This window comes from Bradyrhizobium sp. USDA 3315, assembly GCF_054056795.1.
Genome location: NZ_JBSRYP010000001.1, coordinates 1,596,830 through 1,619,578 on the forward strand (window position 1 = coordinate 1,596,830; position 22,749 = coordinate 1,619,578).

A 22,749-nucleotide genomic window follows, 5' to 3' on the forward strand; every position below is an offset into this window, starting at 1 on the left:
GCACCCGCGCCTCAGGCCACGAGCCGTCCATGATTGTTGGCGGCGAGGATCGGGCGGATCAGGCGGCCGAACCGCTCGGCCTCCTCGTCGTGCAGATAACCGGACAGGCAGAAGGAGTGGCAACCGGCATCGATGAACTGCTGCAAGGTCGCGGCGCATTGCGCGGGATCGCCGACCACCGCGATGCCGGCGCCGGGCCGCACCTTGGTGATGCCGGTCCACAGATGCGGCATCAGGAGATCGCCGTAGTCGCGCGCGAGCTGCTGCACGCGCTGGTTGGCCTCCGAGCGATTGTAAAGCGTCTTCATCTCCTGCTTCTGCCGCTCGGTGGCGTGGCGCACCAGCTGGTCGGCCGCCTCCCAGGCATCCGTCTCGTTCTCGCGGCAGATCACCTGCAACCGCATGCCGAAGCCGATCGCATCCTCGCGGTCATGCGCCCGCGCCATCCGCCGGATCTCGGCGATATTCTCCGCGATGCGTTCCGGCAGGTCGCCCCAGAACAGATGAACATCGGAATGCTTCGCCGACACCTCCCAGGCCTGCCGCGAGCCACCGCCGAGATAGAATTTCGGGAACGGCTGCTGAAGCGGCCGCGGCCTGATATGCGCGCCGGAGATCGTGTGAAACCTGCCCTGGAAATGCACCGGGCCGCGCGTCGTCCACAGCGCCTTGACGATCGAGACCTCCTCCTCCATCAGCGCGTAGCGCTCTTCTTTGGGCTGACGCACGCCCTCGGCCTCAACCTCGCTCTCGTTCTGGCCGGCGATCAGATTGATGCAGATCCGCCCACCCGACATCTGGTCGAAGGTCGAGATCATCTTTGCCATCAGCACCGGGTTGATATAGCCGGGCCGCGCCGCAATCAGCGGCTTGATCCGGCTGGAGCGCGCCGCCATGAAGGCGCCCGTGATCCAGGCCTCCCAGCACACCGAGCCTACCGGGATCAGCAGATACTCGAAGCCGGCGTCCTCAGCGGCCGCGACCACGCGCTCGCAGAGTTCCGGCGAACCGGCGATCTGGGCCTCCATCAGCCCATAGGCCGTGGTGTCGCCATGCGTGGGCAGATACCAGCCGAATTCCAGCGGACGCATGGGCAAACTCCCTCGAAAGACGGCCTTTTTTCGCGGCCTGTCATATTGTCGGGAGGCAGTTTACAGCCCTTAACCAGTTGGACAACGCCGTTGCCGACGCGGAGCCAATCAGCTAAATGAACCCCTGCACGCACCCGTAGCTCAGCTGGATAGAGCGTTGCCCTCCGAAGGCACGTGTCAAGCCGGCAGATGCGACAGGCGCGTCAGAAAGACGATTGAAATACAAAGGCTTGCGAAGGCGGCGCGCAGGAGCTCAACACCTGCCAAAGCTCGCGTAAGCACTGCGTAAGCAGTCAGCACCCGTAGCTCAGCTGGATAGAGCGTCGCCCTCCGAAGGCGAAGGCCACACGTTCGAATCGTGTCGGGTGCGCCACTTGCGAACAAAACTGGGCACTCCGGCCGATGCAGCACCTGCGCGCAGCTTTGTCCTGCTTTTATGCAATTCTGGAATGAGATCACGGCGGTGTCGACGCGACGCTATTCAGATCCGCTTTCGCAAGCCAGGCCGGAAAACAGTCGTCCTCGTCGATCAGCTCTGAAGGCACCTGAGAGGGGCTGGAGTCCGTCAGACACAGATCCAGCCTTCGACGTAGATCGTCGGCATCAAAATCCGTTCCGATAAAGACGAGCTCCTGCTTGCGATCGCAATATCTGGGGTCCCATGAGGCCGCAAGCTCGCGGCGCCATTGGTGATCGCTGGGCCAGAGTGCTTTGCCGATCGCTGACCACCACCAACTTCTTCCAGTCGTCCGCACCAGGGCGCCACTCTGACTGAGCTCGCCGACCCATCGGGGGCGGCTTGCAAGCCAGAAGAAGCCTTTGGCCCGCAGGATTCCGTTCCAGGGACTGGCAAGGAATTCGGAAAACCGTGTCGGATCAAACGGGCGCCGGGCGCGATACACGAAGCTCGAGATGCCGTACTCCTCGGTTTCAGGCACATGATCCTTGAACCCATCGAGTTCTCTCTTCCAGAGTGGATGCATCTGCGCCCGTTCGCCGTCAAAGCGATTAACATCGAGCAAATGCCGAAGATCCAGGCGCCCGAAGTCCGCCTCAAGGATCGTCGCGTCGGCATTCAATCCACGCACGATCGAATATGCTGCGCGGCGCTGCTCGATGCTGGCCGACGAAATCTTGTTCAGGATGATGGCGTCGGCGAATTCGATCTGATCGACCAGCAGCTCGACAATGGTGCGCTTATCGTCGGGCGAAACGGCCTCTTTCGAACTCAGAAATTCGCGCGACCAGAACTGGTGCGCAATTTGCGCCGTATCGACAACCGTGATCATGTTCTCGATCGAGGCAACGTCGTCCAGGCTGAAACCGAATTCATCTCGATATGCGAACGCGGCGGCGATCGGCAGGGGTTCGGAGATGCCGGTTGCCTCGATAATCAGGTTGTCAAACCGGCGCTGCCCAGCAAGCTTCCTGACCTCGTCGATGAGGTCGCCGCGAAGCGTGCAACAAATGCAACCATTGCTCAGCTCGACCAGCGTCTCCTCGGTACGGGACAGCTGCGCCGTTCCCGACTTGATCAACGCAGCATCGATGTTCACCGCCGACATGTCGTTGACGATGACCGCGATATGCCGTCCGGCCCGGTTCACCAGCAATTCGTTCAGCAATGTGGTTTTGCCGGCGCCGAGAAATCCGGACAGGACGGTCACCGGAAGCTTTCGCCGCATTGGTCTCGCCATCGAAGATGTCTTCCGTCAGGGGTGACAGCGTGCGTCGCAGAGTCTTGCCGCCTCGCTTGATGCGGCAAGACATCGCTTGAGCGATAAGCGCTGCGAACGCGTAGGATGGAGCGATTACTCCGCAGCGATAGCTGCCGGCGCCGGAGCAACGTCCTTAAAGACTGCCGTGCTGTTCGCAGTTTCGGCCATCACCGGGAAAATGAATCCGCATTTGACGCAGGGTTGGGCGAGGGCAGCCTGCTCCTGCGCGACATCGAACGCCGTATCAGAGATATGGGCGCAAGCCGGGCACACGCGAATGAGCCGCGCATTCTTGTATTCGAAGTTGACGATGATGTCTTCCATGATCGCGCCCGTGCGGACCGCCCACTCCTTCGCGTGCTTGTGGTAAGTGTCCATGTGCCAGTCTTTCAGGGCCTCGAAGCTGGTCCAGAAACTGACCTCGTTGTACCAGTGGGGATCGTCGGGATGCACCCACCACGTCAGATGCAGAAACCCGGGAAGCTTCTTCAGATGGTGGCGAACGTTGGAGAAAACCATCTGGAATTTCTTGTAGCCGTCCTCGCTCGAAAACCGCACGCGCTGCATGCTTTGATAAACTGCCATGGATAATCTCCCTTGCAACGGCTTAGGCGGGAGGAAGCATAGAGTTGTTTTTGCGGAACGCTTGGACCAGTGGCACGATTTAGAATTGGTCCAGGCAGGGGACGACGTCGGTTCAGCGCGTGCGTCGGCCCGCTGACTGGCCTCATTTGTTTTTGCCGACGTGGCCCTTCCGGTATTGCCGGTGCGCATGGCATTGCTCGCCACCGTCCAGACGTCGACATACCGAGAGCCGCGCTCTCGAACTCCCAGACTGCCCGACCCGCAGGGTCGGGCACCCTTTTGGCTGACGAAGCAGTACTTGTCTTGTTTGTTAGCCCGCGTGGTCCTTGATTGCCGCAGCGACACGCGCAATCGCGTCCCCGATCTCACCCTCCGACAAGGCAGTATAGCCAAGAACAAGCGACCGGTCGCGCAACTGCGCCTTGCCGTACTCGTGGGCGGCCGCCTTGGAAAGTGGATAGAGCCCCACGCCTCGGCTGAGTGCGAGACGCTGTATGTCGTCCGCCGCTGGCAGGTTAGGCGGCACCGTCCACATCATGTGCATCCCGCATTCGCGGCCTGAAAGCACGCCGCCTGGGAAATGATGGTCGATCGCCTCGATCAGGGCATCTCGCGCGGCCATGTACGATCGCCGGATACGTCGAAGGTGCCGGATGAACGCTCCTTCCTTCAGAAAATCCGCGACAACCACCTGTTCGAGCCAGGGCGCGCCATTGTCCAGCAAGGACTTCACAATCCGTGCCTGCTCAAGCAGATGGCGCGGAAGCACCGCGTAGCCAAGCCGGATTCCGGCGCCGATCGATTTCGAAAACGTGCCCAGGTAGATGACGTGTCCCCGGCGATCTAGCCCGGCAAGTGCGGTCAGCGGCGGTCCGTCGTAGCGGAAGTCGCTGTCGTAATCGTCTTCGATGACATAGCTTCCGGTTTGATACGCCCAGCTCAGCAGATGCAGCCTGCGGTCGAGGCTCATCGTGCAGCCGGTTGGAAACTGATGCGACGGTGTCACATAGACCAGACTGCCGCGAAACCCTTCGAGCTGCGAGACGATCATCCCATAATCATCCACCGCAACCGGGTGGATGCGGGCACCATAACTGCTGAACAAAAAGGCTGCGCCCTGATAGCAAGGATTCTCGATCGCGACGCTGGTGTCCCCGGTCCCGTCGAAGAACACACGAGCCAGCAGATTAAGTGCCCCCTGAATGCCTGAAGTGATCAGGACCTGATCGGCTTCCGCGTCGATGCCGCGCGTCGCTTTCAAATGATCGGCGATCGCCTCGCGCAGTACCGCAAGCCCGCGCGGATCCCCATATTGGGTTTGCACGCCGTGCGCAAAGGCCAGATGGCGCGCGGTGGCGCTACGCCAGAAGCTCGTTGGAAAGCTATCCGCATGGGGACGTCCGACAAAGAAGTCGAACCGTGGCCGCGCGCGCTGTTCCGTCCAAAGCTCAGGTGCTCGTCCTGAAAAAGTTGGATTCTTTCCGAGACAAATGCGTTGCGTCTTCGATGTATCGGTCGCGTAGCCGCTCCGAATCAACACGGCCGCGTCCGGAAGCCTGTCGTTGACGAAGATGCCGGCCTTGGTACGCGAATTGATATAGTCTTCGGATGCAAGACGCTCGTAAGCCAGCACCACCGTGTTGCGGGCGATGCCCAGTTGCTCCGAGAGAGTTCGCGAGGACGGCAACTGTTTTCCGGCTTTGAGCGTACCGCTCAGGATCTGAGACCGGATCGATTCATAGATCTGGATCTGCAAAGGTCGTCCAGCCGCACGGTCAATGCTGATCAGGAGTTGCATTGAGGGCCTCTCGGTCTGGACCCATCGAAAGCTCAGCTGGGAGCGCTATCGGTGTACCACATCGTTTCCCATCCCGCCCCCATAGTCAATCTGACCTCACCCACGATTTGATCCGGGTCGAGGGGCGCGTCTCGAATCTCCGGCGCAGATCAGACGTCTGATCGCACCGCAATAATTCGGGAAGGTCCCTATGATCAGACATATTTAGCTGAGGAGCCCAGCGAGGAAGTAGGAGACTGGACTACTCAAAAAACTCTCGACTGGCCCATTTCTCAAACTCCATTTCGTGCCTCCATAAGCTGCGATTTGAACTCTGAATGCAGAATTCGAATTCAGGTCGGCCATAATTAAGAGGAGGAAATGACGATGAACGTTGTGCAGAAAGTATCCGCCGCAAAATCTCTGGAGCTCTTCGTCGGGAATCGAAATGATAATCCAGCGAAGGATAAGTGGACTGCGTTTGAGTGGGATGATCCCCTTCATGGGAAGCAGGTCAAGGGTGACCTCATCGTGATCCGGCCTGAGGGCTCAAGTGGCTCTCTGCTTTCCGGTCTATGGCGAACCAGCCCGGTCTCGTCAGGTTGTCGTCCCGACGGTTCATGCAACGTCGTCTATTCCGCTCCGGTAGGGGATGAGACGATCTTGATACTGGAGGGGGAGGCCCACATCACGGTCACCAAGACCGGAAAGAAGCATCACATCAAGGCCGGAGACATCATCAGCCATCCAAAGAATCTTGATGTGACCTGGGAAATCCCGGCTCCATTCCTGAAGAAGATGTGGGTCATTTGGGATAGCCCGAACGTCGCGACCCCGGCGGACGCGATTTACACGGGTAACATCACCGGTGATGCCGACAAATGGGTTCCTTTCGAGTGGAACGAGCCCGTGCACGGCCCCTCAAAAGTCGGCGAAGTACAGGTCATCCGCAAAGTCGGTTCAACCGGGACCCTGATGTGTGGTTTGTGGCGCACCGGAATGACCTCGCCCACCCGTAAAGCCGATGGGTCGTCCGAGATGAGGTACTCGTCACCCATGGGGGATGAGACCTTCTTCCTGCTGGAAGGCGAAGCTGTCCTCACGGTGACGCAAACCGGGAAACAGTACCATATCAAGGCGGGTGATATCGTCGGCCAGCCGAAGAATCTGGATCTGCATTGGTCGATCAAGACGCCCTTCCTCAAGAAGTTCTGGGTCATCACCGATGCAGAGCTTCCGAAGAGCTGAGTGACCTCGGTAATCACAGCATAGGCCAGACAGGCGGATTGCGGATTATGCGCGCCGCCTGTCTGGCGCTCGAAATGGAGCCAACTTCACTCGATCTGCTTGGGTGAAGTGCGCGGATGCCCGCTTGAACGAGCAGATTGAAGCGCTGCTCATGGACCAAAAATATAGGCCTTCGGAAAAGATATTGGACGCTAGCTCGGGGCACGCGCGCTGCTTGCGCGGCCGTTGGCAACAGGTCCGATGTCGCCGCAATCAACCTGGGAGGAGAATCGAATGGCAAAAAAATGTGAGAACTACATTGATGGGCGCTTTGTCAAAGCATCTCGAGGCGACACCGTCGATGTGATCAATCCAGCAAATGGCCAGCTCGTTGGCGTCGTGACCGATACGCCGGTAAGCGAGGTGGATGAAGCGGTCGCGGCTGCCAAGCGCGCGCAGCCGGCGTGGGAAAAGCTTCCAGCGATCGCGCGGGCAAGCTACCTCCGTCAGCTCTCCGCCAAGATTCGCGCGAACGTGGACCGCCTGGCGCTGACGATTACAAAGGAGCAGGGGAAGGTTCTTGGCCTCGCGAAGCTCGAGGTGGCGTTTACTGCGGACTACATCGACTACATGGCTGAATGGGCACGCCGGATCGAAGGCGAGATCGTTTCGAGCGATCGGCCCAACGAGTCGGTGTTTCTCTTCAGAAAGCCAATCGGCGTGACCGCCGGGATCCTGCCGTGGAATTTCCCCTTCTTTCTGATCGCGCGAAAGATGGCGCCCGCGTTAGTGACGGGAAATACCATCGTCATCAAATCCAGCGAAGAAACCCCGATCAATGCGTACGAGTTTGCTGAACTCGTTGCGGAGACGGAGCTCCCGAAGGGTGTCTTCAATATCATCAGCGGCCGCGGGGCCAGCACGGGCAATGCGCTGGCGTCAAATCGGGATGTGGGGTTGGTGAGCTTTACCGGCAGTGTCCCCACCGGGGTTCGGATCATGGAGGCTGCGGCCCGCAATCTGACCCGCGTCAATCTGGAGTTGGGCGGCAAGGCTCCTGCCATCGTGATGCGTGACGCTGACATCGATCTCGCTGCGAAGGCGGTTTACGATTCCCGCGTGCTCAACACCGGGCAGTTGTGCAATTGCGCCGAGCGGATCTACGTGGAGCGCGGCGTGGTAGACCAGTTCGCGGAGAAGGTGACTTCGCTGATGAAAGCCACGACCTACGGCGATCCCCTGGTTGATGAAGGTGTGTCCATGGGGCCGCTCACCAATCAGGCGGTTCTCAAGAAGGTCTCCACGCTTGTCGAAGGCGCGAAATCTGCGGGAGCGCAGGTGCTGACCGGAGGAAAGGTCTCCAATCGGGACAAGGGTTTTCACTACGAGCCCACGGTATTGGTGAACTGCAAGAGTGACATGGGCGTCATGAAGCAGGAGATCTTCGGACCAGTGCTCCCGATTCAAGTCATCGATGGGCTCGATGAGGGGATCGCTCTGGCAAACGACTCAGAGTACGGCCTGACGTCCTCGATATTTACCAGGAACATCAATTCCGCGCTTCAAGCGAGCAGAGAATTGAAGTTCGGCGAGACCTATGTGAACCGCGAGCATTTTGAAGCGATGCAGGGCTTCCATGCTGGCAGACGTAAGTCTGGCATTGGTGGTGCAGATGGAAAACACGGACTTTATGAGTACATGGAGACGCACATCGTTTATATGCAGGGCTGATGGTCGGAACCAATGAGGGGGAAAGCGATGACGCCCCCGCGGACGTCATGGCGCCAGCTCCGGGGAGATCGTTACCAACCTGCAATTTGGCATTCAGGAGGCCCACAAACGTAAGCCCCGGATCAGATTGCTTGACATTTTGATCTCGCAGGTCGGTCCAGTAAATCACCTTTCGCTAGGGTCGCGGCGTTCACCGGATTCTTGGGATTCGAAAAACGCCGCGACCGATAGTTCGTCAATCAGTACCTTGATGCTTCTAGCGCACCGCGCCGCGTTTACTTTCTGATCTTCGTCTATTCCTGCGGTCTGGGGTTGTCGCGCATCAGCGGTTCACAAGTCGCGGCGGGTTTGCAAATACGAGAAGCGCTCCGAGCACCAGGCCTCCGGCAAGTAGCATGATCCCAACATCTGTGCTCCCCGTGAGTTCTTTGAACCAGCCCAGAAGATACGGGCTGACGAAACCCGCAATACTCCCCACAGAGTTCGCAACGGCGAGTCCCATCGCCGCGGCACCACCGCTAAGGATGGCTGGGGGTAAAGTGTAGAATTGCGGTATGCAGGTGAGAGCGCCCATGGCAGCGATCGTGAGTGCAACCAATGCCAATACAGGATTGTGGGCGTAGCTCACGCTTAGCATGAGGCCGGCGGCACCAACCAGCGCTGGAAGAGCCAAGTGCCAGCGGCGTTCTTGATGCCGGTCAGAGCTACGAGCAACAAGAAACATTACAACCAAGGCGCCAAAATAAGGGATGGCTGTTAACATTCCAACCGAGAGCGGGTCCTTCACGCCGCTCTCCTTGATGATGCTCGGTAGCCAGAAGCTGAGCCCATAAAGTCCCAGTGTGAAGAAGAAATAGGTGATACTCAGGAGCCAGACACGGCCGTTTAGCAGACCATCGTGGAAGGAGTGTAGTTTCTTTTCCCGCGTCTCGCGGGAAATGTCCGCCTTGATCTTCTCCTTCTCGATGCCGGTGAGCCAGTCCGCGGAGTCGATGTGATCATCAAGGTAAAGATAGCACACGATTCCGAGTATGATGGCCGGAATACTTTCGAGGAGGAACATCCATTGCCAACCCGCCAGTCCCGTGGAGCCGTGCAACTCGCTCATAATCCATCCCGATAAAGGCCCTCCGATAATGCCCGAAAGCGGAATACCCGCTAAAAAGAGGGACGACGTCTTGCCGCGCTGAGACGATGGGAACCAAATCGTAAGGTAGTAGAGAATTGCCGGGATGAAGCCCGCCTCTGCCGCTCCCAGTAAAAACCGGAAAACGTAGAAGCTCATTGGCGTCTTGACGAGCATCGTCAAAGCAGAGATCACGCCCCAAGTGATCATGATGCGGCTGATCCAGAGGCGAGGGCCGACTCTGATCAGAATGAAGTTGCCAGGAATCTCGAAGATCACGTAGCCAATGAAAAAGATCCCAGCCCCCAGGCCGTAAACCAGTTCACTGAATCCGAGCTCGCTCAACATCTGGAGCTTGGCGAAACCAACGTTCACTCGATCGAGATAGGCGACGACGTAACAAGTGAGCAGAAATGGTATCAATCGCCACATGACTTTCGTGTAGATCGCGCGATCATCAACTGTCGTCGCGCTCGCATCTTGCGCAGTTATATCCGTCATTGCTTCCTCCTCTTGCTAATCGCTACAGTTTCTCTTTGTTTGCGCTGCACTACTCGCGGCCGTCTGATGCCACGCGGTCTCGCCCGAGCCTCATGAGCGCCCATCCCGCGCCGGATATTCCCTGCGCGGAAGCCTGAGCCGGTTTGCGGCCCCGCCAGCCGGTCGTATGCCGTGAGCGGCACCGAGCCGCATGGCTCTAATTAATTTTTGGTCTTGTCGACCAGCGCGCCCTTCTTGATCCAGGGCATCATGTCGCGGAGCTTGGCGCCGACTTCCTCGATCGGGTGTGCAGCGAGCTTGGCACGGGTCGCCTTGAACGAGGTCTGGTTGACCTTGTTCTCGAGCATCCAGTCGCGGGCGAACTTGCCGCCCTGGATGTCGGCGAGCACGCGCTTCATCTCCGCCTTGGTCTCGGCCGTGACGATGCGCGGACCGGTGACGTACTCGCCATACTCGGCGGTGTTGGAGATCGAGTAGTTCATGTTGGCGATGCCGCCTTCATAGATCAGGTCGACCATCAGCTTCACCTCGTGCAGGCACTCGAAATAGGCCATCTCGGGGGCGTAGCCGGCCTCGACCAGGGTCTCGTAGCCGCCCTTGATGAGCTCAACCAGGCCGCCGCAGAGCACCACCTGCTCGCCGAACAGGTCGGTCTCGCATTCCTCCTTGAAGGTGGTCTCGATGATGCCGGCCCGGCCGCCACCGATGGCGGAGGCGTAGCTGAGGCCTAGATCATGGGCATTGCCGGAGGCGTCCTTGGCGATCGCGATCAGGCACGGTACGCCGCCGCCGCGCTGATATTCCGAACGCACGGTGTGGCCGGGGCCCTTCGGCGCGATCATCAGCACGTCAAGGTCGGCGCGCGGATCGAGCAGGTTGAAGTGCACGTTGAGGCCGTGCGCGAACACGAGCGCCGCGCCCTTCTTCATGTTGTCGTGCAGGTGCTCGCGATAGATGTCGCCCTGTAGCTCGTCCGGAGTCAGGAGCATGACGATATCGGCGGATCTGGCGACCGCTGCTACATCCGAGACCTCAAAACCAGCTGCTTTGGCCTTGACGACGCTCGTCGAGCCCGGCCGAAGGCCGATCACAACGTTCTTCACACCGCTGTCCCTCAGGTTGAGGGCATGAGCATGTCCTTGACTGCCGAAGCCGATGATCGCGATAGTCTTTGCCTTCACTAGGTTGGTGTCAGCGTCGGCATCATAGAAAACACGCACGTTTTGCTCCTCCTATTGATTGGTTCGTTTGTTGGAAATGGCCTGACAGGAAGGCTGAATCTATCGGATGTGCGCCAGACTCACGTCCAGCTATTTCGCAGGTCGAGTGAACTGTCAGAAAGGCCGTCCTCGACCGCTCGGTGGACACAGAGCTGACGCCTTGATCTGGCGTGCCGATGGGCGCTTGTGATGAGCACAGGCTTGCCGGTGTTTGGATCGATCGGGGCTCGGCGACGCGTGAGCCCCGAATAATCCACTGCAAGTTCGGCTATGCAAACATATCGGGTTGGTGTTTCGCGATGTGGTCGTACAGTGGCTGGAAGTGGAGCCAGCCAATGAATGAGCTTCCAACGTGTTCTCGGCTGTAGCGCGCCCGATCGGGGGTTACAAACGTTGGCTTGCTGCCCGCTGCTTCGGCCGCGAGTTGCGCCTTGCAGCATTGCTCGAGGGCGATGAACCACCAGGCGGCATCGTCGATGCTATGCGGACTCGAAGTCAGCAGGCCATGGTTTTGGTGAAGCACAGCGCGGTGATTTCCAATCGCCTCGGCGATGCCAACGCCCGACTTCTCTTCGACCGCGACAGCGCCTGCATTTTTCCCGATGACTACCTGGTCCTCGAAGAAGGCGCAGGCGTCCTGCGAGATCGGATCGATCGGCCGTCCGGTGGAGGAGAAGGCGGCGCCATAAAGCGTATGAGCATGACACATCGCCATGACTTTTGGGTTGTGTTCATGGACCGCTGCGTGGAGCACGAAGCCAGCACGGTTGATGGCGTATTTGCCTTCCTGGACCGTGCCGGAATGGTCGGCCAGAATGAGACTAGATACGGTCACGTCCGCGAAATGGACACACATCGGATTGGTCCAATAGAGGTTGGGAAATTCCGGATCGCGTACGGTTAGATGACCTGCGAAGCCGTAGTCATAGCCGTACTTGGCGAAGACCCGGCAAGCGGCGGTCAGATGAGCCTTACGGTAGGCGCGCTCTTCGCCGACATTCTTGAATTGTGGAAGTTCGGGAAAGATCAATCCCTCCTGTTCCGGCTGGTAGATCGAAATCCGGCCTTTGGAGAGAGTGATCTTTTCACCGCGGCCATCTTCGGTGGCAGTAGATGGTTTTTCCGAGATCTTGGTGTCCAGCATGGGGAGCTCCTTCATCAATACCGAAGATGCTAACCCTCGCCCGCAGTGCGTTCAGGATACGCTATGCCATAACACTCATGCCGTGGCGTAATTAATCGGCCTGGCTCCAAGGCGGGCTGCGCAAGGCGTCAGCGAGGTAATCTATGAAAACACGGACGCGAGCACTGAGGCGTCGTTCCGGAAGATAGACTGCATGAATAGCGGTGCCATCGTGCTCTTCAAATTCAGGAAGGAGGCGAAGCAGCCTACCATCGCGGATTGCCGGTAGGGCAAGGTGCTCGGCCATCCGCATAACGCCCACGCCCTGAAAACACATCTCGGCCAGTGAGAGGCCGTTGCTGCTGCGGAAATTGCCTGCCGCGATGTGGTCTCGTCGTTCGCCTTCGATACTGAATGGCCAACGATTCAGATGCTCTTGTGCGCCATGCCACTCCAGGCAGTTATGGTCCTTGAGTGCAGCGGGCGTCGGCGGGGCGCCGCGACGTCGAACATAGTCCGGCGCAGCGACGACGATTCGCCGAAGGTCGCAGAGCTTGCGTGCCCTCAGTTGAGAGTCACGCAGTCTCCCCATGCGTACGGCGACGTCGAAATTGTCGTCGATCAGACTGACGATCGTATCACTTAGGGAAAGATGTACCCTCACTCGGTCATGGGTGGCTAGGAAGCCGGGCAGCAACGGAAGGACCTGGTCAGTACCGAAGGCAAGGGGGGCGCTAACTCTCAGGTCGCCTGCCGGGGTCGACTGTCCCGCAAAGGCGTTTTCGGCATCATCGAGCGCTGCGAGGATCTCTCGGCAGGTGGCCAGATAGCGCTCTCCTTCTGCGGTGAGGCGATGCTGCCGAGTAGTTCTGTGGATCAGTTTGGCACCTAGCCTTCTCTCGAGCTGCGCGATGGCACGGCTGACGAAAGGCTGCGAGCTCTCGAGCGCGTAGGCGGCTGCCGTAAAGCCGTTGTGCTCCACGACGGCCCGGAAGATCTGCATTTCCAATAGGCGATTGTCCCTCATGGCCGCTCCGATCTGGAATACCGGATTCCTATTCCCCGTTCAGGTGGCGCCCAGTAGTATGGGCAAAAGAGGAGTTCTATCATTTGAGTCATGCTCTCACTGACGCGCCCCTTCTGACCGATTCGGTATACCACCGGCTGATCGAAGAGATCGTGGACGGCAAGCTGCCGCCGGGCCAACGTATTCGGCAGGCAGCGCTCGCCGAACGCCTGGGCGTCTCCCGAGCCCCAGTCAGTCACGCCCTTCAGCTCCTCAAACAGCGCGGGCTCGTGCGAGAGGCTGGCAAGATGGGTGTCGAGGTCGCTCCCGTCAGTGCGGATAGAGTTCGGGATCTCTATCAAATTCGGGCTCGTTTGGATGGTTTGGCGGCTAGGTTGGCTGCGGCACGCGTGAAGGTCGGCGAGTTGCCGACCGCAGACCTCGAGCGCCTTCGACGAGTGTTCGACGCAGGCGCTATAGCCACAAGCAGTACGTCGATGTCGCAACAGGTGCGTGCCGACGTGGCATTTCACCGGGAAATCTATGACATCTGCGGTAACTCCTCTATCGCGGCCACGATGGATCCCCTTTGGTTGCACATCCAGCGTGCGATGGTGTTGGTGCTCGAGGCCGGCCCGGAGCGGCAACGTGCATGGGGTGAGCATCGCGTCATAATGGGCGCCATTCTCGGTGGCCAGCCGGAGGAAGCTGAAGAGCTCGCTTTCCTTCATGCCGCCAACGCTGGCTCTTTCACAGAGAACAGGCTGCGCGGAACGCGTTAGCCGATTCTGCCGATCCCTCGCATCAGTCCCAAGATTGGTTGCGCCGTCTTCTCCGAGGCGGCCGCGCAATTCCTGCTGCTCGATACTCAATTGGAATTCCAAAATTAACGAGGCTAACTTCAGTTTTTTTATTATAAATCATTGTGTTGATCGAACTTCAAGAAATCTATTCCATTTACTATGAGATTTTGGTATTCCAAATTAAAGCGGACCTCACCGGTCGGCCGCGTTTGCAACAAATGAGAAGGAGAACGGGAATGGACGCCGCAACAAAGCCACTGGCAAAGCCCGCATCGAGCGGCGCCCCGTCAAAGCAGCACATGCAGTCCTACGGCGGCTACTACGCGAACCGCGTGCCTCAACACGATCCCGAACTCACGGAGACCAACCCAGGCACCCCGATGGGTGAATTCATGCGCCGATTCTGGCACCCCATCTGCATGTCAGCCGAACTTACCGACACGCCCCGCTTTCTGAAGATCCTGGGTGAAGAGCTGGTCGCATTCCGTGACAAGAGTGGCCGCGTAGGCGTGCTCCACGCGCATTGCGTTCATCGCGGTGCGAGCTTGGAATATGGTCGCATCGAAGACCGCGGTATCCGTTGCTGTTACCATGGCATGGTGTTCGATGTGGACGGTACTTGTCTGCACGTTCCCTATCCGAAGGGCGAGGAGAAGGAGGCGGAGAAATTCGCCTGTTCGATCCGTCAGGGCGCCTACAAGGCGTTCGAGCGCCATGGGCTCGTCTTTGCCTACATGGGACCCCCAGAGCACGAGCCACCGTTTCCTGAATGGGAAGGCAACTTCACTGTTGCTGAAACGGACGAACTCGTGCCCTACAGCAACTGGCAGCATTGCAACTGGCTTCAGGTGCAGGATAACGCCGCTGATAACTATCACCCGACCGCCCTGCACAACGGTACCTTCGTGGTAGACGGTCACTATCAGGGCACCACGTTCAACGAGGTCGGTGCAGCCTCCATGGAGGTCGCGCCCGACATGCAATTTATTCCGGTGCAAGATGGTCGTAGCCTCGCCTGCGCCGGAGCACGCCGCGTCGACAAGGATCGCCTGTTTGTCCGCGTCCAGCACCAGGTGCTACCCAACTTGTCGCTCCACGCCTACACCTCGGAGGACGGTTCGGCGCGCAAGCACTTCAGCCGCTTCCACATCATCCGCTGGACGGTTCCTGTCGACGACGAAAACAGCAAGATGATCGGCTGGCGCGTGATGGGGCCTGGTATCGACACCCGCGGCATCGGCGACAAGTCGCTGGTCGGCTATGAGACGATTGATTTTCTGGAGGGGCAAATCGCGATGAGGCGCCCCGAACGCTTCGGCAAGTACAAACTGGAAGATCTCCCGCCGATTCCGTCGAGTCATCGTGAACGTGACAACTACAAGGAGTGCCAGTACGCGCCGGGCGACTATGAGGCGATCATCAGTCAGCGTCCGATCGCGGTTCACGCGCTTGAAAACCCGACCAAGTTTGACGCTGGCCTCTATGCCTTCCGCAAGATGTTGCGCGACGCGTTGCGCGGGACCAACCTAGCGGCATCGGCGGACGGCTTTGCCGATTGGTTGCGCGCAGCAGGGGGCGCTCCGTACAGCTATTGCTGCGGCAACGTGTTTGATGTGCCGGAGGCCGAGGATATCAATGAGGAGGTCGCGAACCGCCGGCGCATTTCGCGCGGAATCGTCGCGCTGCTCACTAACAGCGACAAGTTGCCCAACAAGGAGCGCCGCGCCTTCGTCATCGAAGGCATGGATAAAATCGAACGTAACCTCGGAAGAACATGACCGGCGCCGCCCACACATGTGGTGCCTGTGTCTTGAACTGCGCTGGTCGGTCGGGTTCGTCCCGGCCACCAGCTGGAGTAAGCGCCATGAATAGCCCCTCACAGTTGCGCAGGCCAACTCCCGCCACAGACACACTTGAGCTCCTGGTGCGACAAATTCGCTTCGAAGCTCTCGGTGTTCATTCCTACGAACTAGTCGATGCCAAGGGGCGCCCACTCCCCGAAGTCACCGCGGGCTCGCACATTGATGTTCATTTGCCGAACGGCATCGTACGGCAGTATTCACTGAGCAATGACCCAGCCGAACGACACCGATACGTCTTCGCCGTGTTAAAGGACGAGGCGGGACGCGGCGGTTCCAAGGCATTGCATCACAACGTGCATGTGCAGGATGTGGTGCGGATCGGCTATCCACGAAATAACTTCCACTTGGACGAAGCAGCCTCCAAGTATGTCTTGCTGGCCGGCGGGATCGGCATCACGCCCTTGAAAGCAATGTGTCACCGCCTCGAGGCGATCGGTGCGAGCTACGCGCTACACTACTGCACCAAAGGTCCCGAATACACCGCGTTCAAGGACGAACTGGCCAACTCTGGCTTGCAGCGCAAGGTCCACCTTCACCATGACGGCGGTGACTACAACAAAGGCCTGGATATCGGGGCTCTGCTTAGGACGCACGAGAAAGGCACACAGATCTACTATTGCGGACCAGCCGGCTTTATGAAGGCCTGTTCCAGTGCGACGGCGCACTGGCCGAAGGGAAGTGTTCATTTTGAGCACTTCGCCGCACCCGTCCTCCAGATATCCTCGAATGGCGCAACCCCGCCAGTAGCGGGCTTGGACGAATTCGATGTGGAGATAGCGAGCTCTGGACGCAGAGTGCACGTTGCCGCCGAACAGAGCATTGTCGAAGCACTCACAGGCGCCGGAATCGAGGTGGAAACCTCCTGCGTCTCTGGGCTCTGCGGCTCGTGTAAGGTTCGCTATCTGGCCGGTGAACCAGATCATCGCGATTTCATCCTCAGCGATGCGGAAAAGGAGACCTATCTCACAGCCTGTGTCTCGCGTTGTCGGACGGGGCCCCTTGTGCTCGATCTTTGAGACGTGGGATCGGCTCTACCGCCTTCGCTCTGTGAGTTGGTGAGGCCAGACCTCTATTTGAAACACGATAGTTAGCGTGAAAACAGCGACAGGAGAGATGCGCACCTCAGCTAACGTTGTGCGCATCTCCCACTTGTCGCGGCATCGGGCCCACCGTTCTGCCTCGAAGGCTTTTCAACCGAAACCTTCAACTGCTGGGTAACACCGTCGTCGTTTGCGCGACGGCGATCTTGCCCGACAGCAAGCTTGGCGACGCCGTGTCCTATGCTCAGAACTAGTGGAATTATCTGGCGCGATACACCGAAGATGGCGCCGATCGACAACAATCTTCTGGAGCGCGACATCAGGATTTTTGAAACTGGCAGGAAGAGTTGGTTGGTTACTATTGTTTTTCTCCGCACGCTTTGGCGTGCATTCCGCCCAACGTGCGTCCCCGAGCGCGCGAAATCGTAGTTTGGTGTACAAAATCGTGCAAATGGCGGAGAGAGTGTCAGTCAATCCCCATTGAAATATAAGCCGCTTTCCTTTTCGGCACATGCGAACCCACGATTCTGGCTACCGATAAGTGGTCCATTCGATAGCTTGGATCGATGCGTGTAGAGCCATGGCGCGGTTTCGCAAGGAGGAGCGCAGGCCTGCAGACCAAGCTGGCGGTTTGGTCAGCGACCAGAAGAGTCTATCGGACTGGGGGGCGCTTCAGAATATCCTCCATGCCGTCATGCGGCCGTGGAATGACGTGAGCCGACACAACCTTCCCGAGCTGGCCGGCCGCTGCGGCACCCGCGTCGACTGCAGCCTTCACCGCACCGACGTCACCTTGCACAATGATCGAAATCAGGCCTCCTCCGGCTTGTTGCTTTGTGACGAGCTTAACGTTGGCGGACTTCACCATAGCGTCGGCAGCCTGAATAGCCGCGACCAACCCGTTTGTTTCGACGAAGCCCAGCGCCTGCAGTGCCATTGCCTACTCCTTGTTTTAACGCCCCAGCACAAAGCGAAGTTCGTCACGCCGCCCAACGGGTACGACGAAGCGCCGGAAACCCATTTGATGCAGTTTGGCGAGCATTTCGCCAGGCATGCCGCCCCCCTCGACTCCGAGGGCCGCGCCTTGGTCTGCGGCGGAAGCAGCGGCCGCCAAAAGGTCGGTCACATACACCGGAAGCTTGCGGAACGGATTGGCCGGAATGAGCTCTTCCTTGGCATACTGATCAAGCACATCCAGCGACTGTTGGACCTCGATCGGAAAGCCGCAGACCGTGCGGACGATGTCGGCAACATCGATCCAGATCGGCGCCCCCGACTCGACGAAGTGCAGGACATTGTCGAGAGCCATGACATTGTTGATGACAGCGCCAGCACTAAGGCCGGCTCGTTTGGCCTTTTGCTGGAATGCTCCGAGCTCGGCGGCGCACGAGATGCCGCCGATCAGGACACCCACTTCCTTGCCGTTGGCAGCGGCAGATATTCCGTCCATTATAGCCTGCAGGTAGCTCGATGAACCTAGAGGCAGGAAGAACCCCGCCGGCAGCTCCTCCCAATTGTCGATCAAACGGCGCGCCCGGTCCGAACTTACGCGAGGGAGGCGCAACCACACCGGGATATCCGAGGCTCCCGCTAGAGCTGAAGAACAAGCATCGTGCACGATCGAACGAATGCCGTCCGCCACGCCGCGCAGCGAATCTGTTCGCCCGGCCGCTGCCGTGAGTTCAACAAATTTGGCAACGCTTCCGTTCGCGATGATCAGATCCGTGATGCTGACCAGGTTTCCTGCCCGTACGCCAGCATTGACGGACTCCGTCAGCTCCTCACTCGACTTCGGGGAGGTCCAGACCGTCGCCCTCGACCTTTCATCAGCCCAAAGAAGCAAATTTTTCAACGACGGCAGACCCGCGCCGGCCGCCTTGAGCTTGAGAGCACCGGCAAATACTTTTCCGGTGCTGCCGTCCATCGAGATCTGCGTGCCTTCAGGGTATGTCTTTCCCGCGATGGTGAACGTCTTCTGATTGAGATCAACATCGATCGCGTCACAACCGACGATGCAAGGACGATCAAGCGCTCGAGACACGACGGCGGCATGGCTCAGCGCGCCGCCGCGCGCGGTTATGATCCCATTGGCGGCAAGCATCCCCCGGATATCCTGAGGGCTCGTCGTCGGACGCAGCAGAATGACGTTCTCGCCCGCAAGCGCGCGGTCAGCCGCCCGATCCGCGTCGAGAACCGCGGCACCGCACGCATGCCCCGGCGACGAGCCTAATCCCTGCGCAACGAGCGTCGCCCGTGCGAGATCCTCATCGTCGAAAGCCGGACGCGAAACCTTTCGAACTTGATCCGGAGTGACGCGAGACAGGGCCGTATCCCGATCGATGGCGCCCTCCTCAACCAGATCCTCGGCTATTTTGATAGCCGCGGCGGCCGTCCGCTTGGCCGGGCGCACCTGCAGAAAGTAGAGCTTCCGTGCCTCAACGGTAAACTCGATATCGACGGCATCGACATAGAGAGCTTCGAGCGTCTTGCTGTGCCTTTCGAAGGCCTCGCGCAACGCCGGGTCGAGAGCCTTGGAATCAGAAAGGTCGATTGGCGTATGCGTTCCCGAGACGAGATCTTCTCCCTGCCGACCAATCAGATATTCGCCGTAGAGCGCCTTCCGACCGTCATTGGGGTTTCGGGTGAAAGCCACACCTGAACCGGAGTCATCATCGGCGTTCCCGAACACCATCGCTTGTATCGTCACAGCTGTTCCCAGATCGTCTGAGATTCCATGATGCCTGCGGTAGGCTTTTGCGCGCGCGCTGTCCCAGGACCGAAAGACGGCCTCGATAGCTTGCTCAAGCTGGCGAAGGGGATCAGAGCTGACTGATTCACCCGCCGCCTCGATATGGTCGAGGATTGAGCGCTCCAATGAATCGAAACTTGCTCGATTGAGGTCCTTTCGCGCAGCCACCTCGGGCGCCTTTACGGCCTTCATGAGCTCAGCCGGGTCGAGCCCCAAGACGATGTCGCTAAACATGCGCCAAAAGCGCAGCCAAGTATCAAGCGCGAAATCGCTTCCCCCGGGACCGCCTGCAAGTTTCAATGCTGACGCCGACGTCAAACCAAGATTGAGGACGGTATCCATCATTCCAGGCATGCTCACAGGCGCGCCGGATCTCACGGAAATGAGCAGCGGACGGTTCTTGTCGCCGAACAAGCGACCGGTTTGTGCTTCTAGGCCACGGATCGCTTCATGCGCTTGCGTAAGCAGCTGTTGTCCGATCTTTCCCCCGTTGGCCCGGAATTGGTGGAAACCTTCAACACCAATGACAAAGGCCGGAGGAATCGGGATACCGGCGCGCGCCATCTTCGCGAGCCCGCTCGCCTTCCCGCCGAACCGCATCGCGTCCTCGACGTCGCCGGCGGTCACATCTCGAACGAAACTGTCACCCATCATGCTGGCCGTCATCTGTCTGTTTCACGTATCCCGTGGCCGACCGATCACTGAGAGAATATCCTCGTGAAATTCGAACCAGACATTGTGAACGGAATCGAGCGTGGGCTTGCAGACATAGTCCTTCTCGCCCTGGTCCACGAGCGCGACGCTTGCGCCGAAGCGATCCACGTAGGTGTGATAGCGCGGGATCAGCGGTGTCAACTCTCCGATGTTCTTGATCAGCCGCTCCACGGTCTTGATGAGGCGCGCCTGAATTCGGTCATCGCCATCCGCCGATTGCCACTCGCTGACCTGCTTGATGAACTGGTCATTGATCGTCTCGAAGCGGTCGTACCACGCCAGAACTTCTTCATTGGATCGCAGGGTCCCGTAGGCGGTCGTATAGTATTCGTGCACGGCGCTGGTGCCGTCCGGCAGCAGCAGATACTTGCCTTCGGCCACCATTAGCAGCCCTTTGTCTGCTGCAGCGTTGAGTACGGCCTCGGCGTCCGAGGCGGCGACGCCAACGGCGCGCGCCAGCTCGTTGGCGGATGCCATCTTCTTCAAATGGGCGCCGTTCAGCACGAGAAACTCTTGTTCGCTTAATGCTGTCATCATCCGTCCAATCGATACGGTGCCGGACGTCGCGTGAAGCGGCGTCCGACGTCGCGTTCTTGGCTATTTCCAGTAGTACTTTGATCGGCTGAGGCTGACATTGTCGGGGAACGGAAGATAGCCCTCACCCGAGAAGATCTTCTGCGGCACCGTCGCCTGAGCAAAGCCCCGCTTCACGATGTCGTAGTAGTAGTTGGAAACCCGCTGGTCGATCTCCCAGAACTCGTAATCCTTGCAGGCCTTGTCGTAGGTGCCGGCCAGGCGCAGATGCGGCAGGATCATGTCGATGTAGTACACGTACATGCCGTTGGTGATAAGGGTACGCCGGGACATCCGTGAGAACTTCGTATAGAGCTTGAACGTAGCCTGCTGGATTCCCTCAAGACGCTTGTCCAACTCCGAGATCTTGACGGGGTAGACCTCGCCCATCGGCGTGTTCCATTTCTCACGCACGAAGACCGCGCCGCCGACGATATGCTCGATGTAGTTCTTCGGCCGCGTAAACGTCGTCGAGATGTCGTTCACCCGAATCTCCGAAAGATTCATTTTGTCGGGATCGATGACAAGGCACAACGTGTAGCAGTGTGGCACATTCTCGTGGTCGCAAACATCGCTCCAATCAAAGGCCTCCTCGTTGGTAAAGAGGTCGCGGATGATCATGATCTTGCCGTCGGGAAGCTCGTAAGGGCCGGTGTCGCCCAATCCCAGTCGGCAATCATAGTGGTCGAGGAATGACAGAAGCTCTGCGGCGGCATTGAAGCGCACGAACGAGTCATGCTTCTCGCTGCCAGGTTCGAAGTATTCGACCTGGCCGACGAGCTTGTCGAGGATGTCCTTCTCGTGGATCTTGCAGCGATAGCGGTCTTGGGAGTTCAGGATGTAGCCATCCTGGCGCTTGCCCCAGAGAACACGTTGCATGAACTTGAGGATGATGTTGCTCTCGCGGACGTAGTCCTGCGGCTGGATGGCTTCGAGCGCCAGCAGGCCGCAACGTCCCATGCCGAAGCCGACCGCTCCGATACACCAGTCGTGGACGCAGTTCACCTTCGTGCCGATCTCGCGACGGGCCGACGCACCGATGTCGATGATGCCCTGGGCGCCAACTTCATTGGTCGTCATTTCTAGGATTTCGGGCCATCGATAGAACTCGTGCATGAACGCGAGGATTTCGTACTCCTGGCGCGGGATCATGCCGGACACGCCCTCGGTCGCGCGCATCACGAGTACGTCCCAGATGTTCCAGGCCAGATAGTTGTTGAGGTCATTCAGCTCGTCGACCGTGAACTGGTCGCGCAGGACGTCTTCCTTGCTGACCTTCTCGAGCACCTTGCTCTTTGCGCGCTGGCGTAAGATCTTGTCGCCAAGAATGCCGTCGGGCACCGGATCCAAGCCCTTGAAATTGCCTTGGTACACGAGATCCTGAAAACGCATGCCGTCGTCCGCAGACTTATAACGGTCCTTATAGGTAGACATCGGTTTCCTCCTCGATTGCGATTATATTTGGAATTGATCAGCTGACGATGGCGATCCGACCGGTCTCCCTGTCCTCGCAGTGCAGCTGGACCTTCTTGCCCTCGAGGGCCTTGATGATGGCTGCGAAGTGCGCGTCGTTGTTTCCGCCGGTGACGTAGCGGGAGTCGCTGTCGGTCAGGTAGGTCGTCATCACGCAAGGCATCTGAAATTCGCGCGAAAGAATCCCGAGATGGGACTCCGGCGCGCCAGACATCGTGATCACGCCGATCGCGCCCATGCTAAGGGCCGGCGCAAGGAAGGTCGTCGTTCCGCCCTGAACGAGGAGAATGTGCTCCTTCAGCTTGCCACTCTGGATCAGGGCGATGACAGACTTCGGATCCGGAAGATACTTGACGGTGCCGGACGGCGTCTTTTTGGTCTCGAAGCTGTTGTAACCTTCCGCGATGTAACTCATTTAAGCTCCTCCCTG

At 58.8% G+C, this 22,749-nt stretch carries 18 protein-coding genes, 1 tRNA gene and 1 pseudogene; 7 read left to right on the forward strand and 13 right to left on the reverse strand.

The window, feature by feature from the left end:
- Positions 1-11 precede the first annotated feature (11 nt).
- Positions 12-1,091, reverse strand: a complete 1,080-nt coding sequence (locus ACVIYL_RS07375; protein WP_456778120.1) for an LLM class flavin-dependent oxidoreductase — start codon at positions 1,089-1,091, stop codon at positions 12-14.
- A 296-nt stretch (positions 1,092-1,387) separates the two neighbouring features.
- On the opposite strand from ACVIYL_RS07375, the gene ACVIYL_RS07380 reads away from it, so the two are divergent.
- Positions 1,388-1,464: transfer RNA gene (locus ACVIYL_RS07380), tRNA-Arg, on the forward strand.
- A gap of 82 nt (positions 1,465-1,546) precedes the next feature.
- On the opposite strand, the gene ACVIYL_RS07385 is transcribed toward ACVIYL_RS07380, so the two are convergent.
- From ACVIYL_RS07385 to pdxR, 3 genes are all read right to left on the reverse strand, one after another.
- Entirely contained in the window at positions 1,547-2,758 is a 1,212-nt protein-coding gene (locus ACVIYL_RS07385) for a GTP-binding protein (protein WP_456778121.1), read from the reverse strand.
- A 144-nt stretch (positions 2,759-2,902) separates the two neighbouring features.
- A complete protein-coding gene (locus ACVIYL_RS07390) occupies positions 2,903-3,394 on the reverse strand; it encodes an antibiotic biosynthesis monooxygenase family protein (protein ID WP_225648486.1) in 492 nt (163 codons plus the stop codon).
- 310 nt (positions 3,395-3,704) lie between these two features.
- Complete coding sequence (gene pdxR, locus ACVIYL_RS07395; protein WP_456778122.1) at positions 3,705-5,192, reverse strand: MocR-like pyridoxine biosynthesis transcription factor PdxR; 1,488 nt, start codon at positions 5,190-5,192, stop codon at positions 3,705-3,707.
- Positions 5,193-5,552: 360 nt separating this feature from the next.
- Here pdxR and ACVIYL_RS07400 point away from each other — a divergent pair, with 360 nt between their 5' ends.
- Together ACVIYL_RS07400 and aldA are read left to right on the forward strand one after the other, a co-directional pair.
- The gene (locus ACVIYL_RS07400; protein WP_225648485.1) at positions 5,553-6,419 is read left to right on the forward strand and encodes a cupin domain-containing protein; all 867 of its coding nucleotides are present in this window, start codon (positions 5,553-5,555) and stop codon (positions 6,417-6,419) included.
- A gap of 273 nt (positions 6,420-6,692) precedes the next feature.
- Positions 6,693-8,129: an aldehyde dehydrogenase gene (gene aldA, locus ACVIYL_RS07405; protein ID WP_456778123.1), complete on the forward strand. Its 1,437-nt coding sequence runs from the start codon at positions 6,693-6,695 to the stop codon at positions 8,127-8,129.
- A gap of 322 nt (positions 8,130-8,451) precedes the next feature.
- On the opposite strand, the gene ACVIYL_RS07410 is transcribed toward aldA, so the two are convergent.
- The 4 genes from ACVIYL_RS07410 to ACVIYL_RS07425 form a co-directional block, all read right to left on the reverse strand.
- Positions 8,452-9,756 (reverse strand): MFS transporter, encoded by a 1,305-nt coding sequence (locus ACVIYL_RS07410; protein ID WP_456778124.1) that lies wholly within the window; start codon positions 9,754-9,756, stop codon positions 8,452-8,454.
- A 200-nt stretch (positions 9,757-9,956) separates the two neighbouring features.
- Positions 9,957-10,976, reverse strand: a complete 1,020-nt coding sequence (ilvC, locus tag ACVIYL_RS07415; protein ID WP_456778125.1) for a ketol-acid reductoisomerase — start codon at positions 10,974-10,976, stop codon at positions 9,957-9,959.
- Between the two features lie 268 nt (positions 10,977-11,244).
- Positions 11,245-12,120 carry a class II aldolase/adducin family protein gene (locus ACVIYL_RS07420; protein WP_456778126.1) on the reverse strand — a complete coding sequence of 292 codons (876 nt, stop codon included), beginning with the start codon at positions 12,118-12,120 and terminating at the stop codon, positions 11,245-11,247.
- A 91-nt stretch (positions 12,121-12,211) separates the two neighbouring features.
- On the reverse strand, positions 12,212-13,126 hold the full coding sequence (locus ACVIYL_RS07425) for a LysR family transcriptional regulator (RefSeq protein WP_225648480.1): 915 nt from the start codon (positions 13,124-13,126) through the stop codon (positions 12,212-12,214).
- Positions 13,127-13,209: 83 nt separating this feature from the next.
- Here ACVIYL_RS07425 and ACVIYL_RS07430 point away from each other — a divergent pair, with 83 nt between their 5' ends.
- From ACVIYL_RS07430 to ACVIYL_RS07445, 4 genes and pseudogenes are all read left to right on the forward strand, one after another.
- On the forward strand, positions 13,210-13,887 hold the full coding sequence (locus tag ACVIYL_RS07430; protein WP_456778127.1) for a GntR family transcriptional regulator: 678 nt from the start codon (positions 13,210-13,212) through the stop codon (positions 13,885-13,887).
- A gap of 257 nt (positions 13,888-14,144) precedes the next feature.
- Complete coding sequence (locus tag ACVIYL_RS07435) at positions 14,145-15,686, forward strand: Rieske 2Fe-2S domain-containing protein (protein WP_456778128.1); 1,542 nt, start codon at positions 14,145-14,147, stop codon at positions 15,684-15,686.
- An 86-nt stretch (positions 15,687-15,772) separates the two neighbouring features.
- Positions 15,773-16,786: a PDR/VanB family oxidoreductase gene (locus ACVIYL_RS07440; RefSeq protein WP_456778129.1), complete on the forward strand. Its 1,014-nt coding sequence runs from the start codon at positions 15,773-15,775 to the stop codon at positions 16,784-16,786.
- A 233-nt stretch (positions 16,787-17,019) separates the two neighbouring features.
- Positions 17,020-17,164: pseudogene (locus tag ACVIYL_RS07445) on the forward strand (IS66 family transposase); the annotation flags it as partial.
- Between the two features lie 298 nt (positions 17,165-17,462).
- Here the strand turns inward: ACVIYL_RS07445 and ACVIYL_RS07450 are convergent.
- The 5 genes from ACVIYL_RS07450 to ACVIYL_RS07470 form a co-directional block, all read right to left on the reverse strand.
- The gene (locus ACVIYL_RS07450; RefSeq protein WP_456778130.1) at positions 17,463-17,747 is read right to left on the reverse strand and encodes a BMC domain-containing protein; all 285 of its coding nucleotides are present in this window, start codon (positions 17,745-17,747) and stop codon (positions 17,463-17,465) included.
- 15 nt (positions 17,748-17,762) lie between these two features.
- Complete coding sequence (locus ACVIYL_RS07455; protein ID WP_456778131.1) at positions 17,763-20,225, reverse strand: pyruvate, phosphate dikinase; 2,463 nt, start codon at positions 20,223-20,225, stop codon at positions 17,763-17,765.
- 9 nt (positions 20,226-20,234) lie between these two features.
- Positions 20,235-20,807 (reverse strand): hypothetical protein, encoded by a 573-nt coding sequence (locus ACVIYL_RS07460; RefSeq protein WP_456778132.1) that lies wholly within the window; start codon positions 20,805-20,807, stop codon positions 20,235-20,237.
- A 63-nt stretch (positions 20,808-20,870) separates the two neighbouring features.
- The gene (locus ACVIYL_RS07465) at positions 20,871-22,280 is read right to left on the reverse strand and encodes a hypothetical protein (protein WP_456778133.1); all 1,410 of its coding nucleotides are present in this window, start codon (positions 22,278-22,280) and stop codon (positions 20,871-20,873) included.
- A 37-nt stretch (positions 22,281-22,317) separates the two neighbouring features.
- On the reverse strand, positions 22,318-22,734 hold the full coding sequence (locus tag ACVIYL_RS07470; protein ID WP_310884837.1) for a PEP-utilizing enzyme: 417 nt from the start codon (positions 22,732-22,734) through the stop codon (positions 22,318-22,320).
- Positions 22,735-22,749 lie beyond the last annotated feature (15 nt).

Bases quoted from the DNA above. Each gene is read 5' to 3' on its own strand.
- ACVIYL_RS07375 (WP_456778120.1), bottom strand. From the start codon at position 1,091: ATGCGTCCGCTGGAATTCGGCTGGTATCTGCCCACGCATGGCGACACC.
- ACVIYL_RS07390 (WP_225648486.1), bottom strand. From the start codon at position 3,394: ATGGCAGTTTATCAAAGCATGCAGCGCGTGCGGTTTTCGAGCGAGGAC.
- pdxR (WP_456778122.1), bottom strand. From the start codon at position 5,192: ATGCAACTCCTGATCAGCATTGACCGTGCGGCTGGACGACCTTTGCAG.
- ACVIYL_RS07400 (WP_225648485.1), top strand. From the start codon at position 5,553: ATGACGATGAACGTTGTGCAGAAAGTATCCGCCGCAAAATCTCTGGAG.
- aldA (WP_456778123.1), top strand. From the start codon at position 6,693: ATGGCAAAAAAATGTGAGAACTACATTGATGGGCGCTTTGTCAAAGCA.
- ACVIYL_RS07410 (WP_456778124.1), bottom strand. From the start codon at position 9,756: ATGACGGATATAACTGCGCAAGATGCGAGCGCGACGACAGTTGATGAT.
- ACVIYL_RS07420 (WP_456778126.1), bottom strand. From the start codon at position 12,120: ATGCTGGACACCAAGATCTCGGAAAAACCATCTACTGCCACCGAAGAT.
- ACVIYL_RS07425 (WP_225648480.1), bottom strand. From the start codon at position 13,126: ATGAGGGACAATCGCCTATTGGAAATGCAGATCTTCCGGGCCGTCGTG.
- ACVIYL_RS07435 (WP_456778128.1), top strand. From the start codon at position 14,145: ATGGACGCCGCAACAAAGCCACTGGCAAAGCCCGCATCGAGCGGCGCC.
- ACVIYL_RS07440 (WP_456778129.1), top strand. From the start codon at position 15,773: ATGAATAGCCCCTCACAGTTGCGCAGGCCAACTCCCGCCACAGACACA.
- ACVIYL_RS07450 (WP_456778130.1), bottom strand. From the start codon at position 17,747: ATGGCACTGCAGGCGCTGGGCTTCGTCGAAACAAACGGGTTGGTCGCG.
- ACVIYL_RS07455 (WP_456778131.1), bottom strand. From the start codon at position 20,225: ATGACGGCCAGCATGATGGGTGACAGTTTCGTTCGAGATGTGACCGCC.
- ACVIYL_RS07460 (WP_456778132.1), bottom strand. From the start codon at position 20,807: ATGACAGCATTAAGCGAACAAGAGTTTCTCGTGCTGAACGGCGCCCAT.
- ACVIYL_RS07465 (WP_456778133.1), bottom strand. From the start codon at position 22,280: ATGTCTACCTATAAGGACCGTTATAAGTCTGCGGACGACGGCATGCGT.
- ACVIYL_RS07470 (WP_310884837.1), bottom strand. From the start codon at position 22,734: ATGAGTTACATCGCGGAAGGTTACAACAGCTTCGAGACCAAAAAGACG.